This window comes from Campylobacter sp. MIT 97-5078, from assembly GCF_006864455.1.
Lineage (GTDB): Bacteria > Campylobacterota > Campylobacteria > Campylobacterales > Campylobacteraceae > Campylobacter_D.
In genome coordinates this window covers 1-803 of sequence record NZ_QHLK01000045.1, presented here as the reverse complement: position 1 = coordinate 803, position 803 = coordinate 1, and the positions used below count along the sequence as shown (strand labels likewise).

The 803-nt window shown below is 37.0% G+C and carries 2 pseudogenes; both read right to left on the bottom strand.

Annotation, left to right across the window (positions count from 1 at the left end):
- A pseudogene (locus DMB91_RS08755) lies at window positions 1-340 on the bottom strand (DUF2184 domain-containing protein); the annotation flags it as partial.
- A gap of 175 nt (window positions 341-515) precedes the next feature.
- Window positions 516-803: pseudogene (locus tag DMB91_RS08750) on the bottom strand (glutamine synthetase); the annotation flags it as partial.

Here is an 803-nt window from a genome sequence, read left to right as displayed (position 1 = left end):
GTTTTGATATTTCTAGTGAGACAATGGAAGGATCGATAGTATAGATAAAGCGAGCATCAAGGGCTAAATTTGCAGCCAAATCCCCACTTCCAGGCGCAACTTCTAAAAATACAGCTTCCTTACCTGTAAGGCTTACAATTCGCTCTTTAATGGCAAGTATGGTTTTATTCATCGAGGTTGAAACGATTTTTCTTGAGAGATAGTTTGCTGAGGAGTAGGATTTTTGAATTTGAGCTAAATCAAAGCTTTGATTATAAACAAAAGCACAATTCATGCACTGAACAAGATGAATTCGTGTCTTTTCAATGCCCCCCCCCCATAGCTTCGTTGCTAAGCTCACCAGAGCTAACAACAACTTCATCAAGGCTAAATAAAGCTTTTGTTTCGGACTTTTGTTCGCATAAATGACATTTCATAATTTTTCCTTTTTTATGTAAAATAAAAGAATTGTTAAGTATAGCAAAGTTTTGTTTGAAATTTCAAGCCCAAATTTGGGCTTGAAATTTTTGAGGTATTTAACAAGAATAGCAGGTTTTAAACTCATACGCTGTTGGGCGAGCTTCAACAGGCCACACTTGGGTTTGAAATTTAAGGTGCTGATAATCATCGATAAAAATATCACTCATCACAGGCTTTAAGTAAGCATTGTGACGTATTAGGGCTTCTAGACTTCCTCTTAGAGTGTGTGGGAGCTGTTCTATGCCTTTTTCTCTAATCTCATCAAGGGTAAGTTCAAAAAGATTCTCATCCATTGGTCCAATTGGGATAGTTTTGTTTTTAATGCCGTCAAGTCCAGCCATAAG